The 603-nt window shown below is 76.8% G+C and carries 1 pseudogene; it reads right to left on the reverse strand.

Features of this window, described 5'->3' with window-relative positions:
• Nucleotides 1–603, reverse strand: a pseudogene (locus SACPADRAFT_RS0213660) (methionine synthase); the annotation flags it as partial.

Raw genomic sequence — 603 nt, forward strand, 5'->3', positions numbered from 1 at the left:
CGGCGGCTGCGTGGGCACCAGGCCGAGCAGCAGGGTCACGCCCTCGTCCCACGCCTGCCCGATCTCGTCGAGCAGCACGGCGGGCGCCCCGTCGAGCAGGGTCGCGTCCAGCGACACCGCGTCCGCCCCCGCCCGGTGCAACAGCCCGATCGGGGGACGCCGTGCGCACGAATGCACGACCACCGGGGTGCCGGTGCGCTCCCGCGCGGAGGTGAACACCGCGGACAGCAGTTCCCGGGCGCGGGGCTCGGGCACGGAGTCCACGGTCCCGTAGCCGGAGGGGGTGGACAGCGACCCGGCGAGCACGTCGGGCAGCGCGGGCTCGTCGAACTGCACCAGCACCCGCGCACCGGTGCGCTCGGCCACGTCCGCCACGTGCGCGGCCAGCCCCTCGGTCAGTGACTCGGTGAGGTCGCGCAGGGCACCGTGGTCGGTCAGCACCCGGTGCCCGCGGGCGAGCTCGATCGCGGCGGCGAGCGTCCACGGCCCGGCGACCTGGGTCTTCACCAACGTGGGTGCGGTACCGCCCGCCGCCTCGGTCACCGCGTCCAGGTCCCAGCGCAGCAGGTCGACGGCGTGCCGGTGGGTGCGGCCCGGCCGGGC

It is taken from the genome of Saccharomonospora iraqiensis subsp. paurometabolica YIM 90007, assembly GCF_000231035.2.
GTDB classification, from domain to species: Bacteria; Actinomycetota; Actinomycetes; order Mycobacteriales; family Pseudonocardiaceae; genus Saccharomonospora; species Saccharomonospora paurometabolica.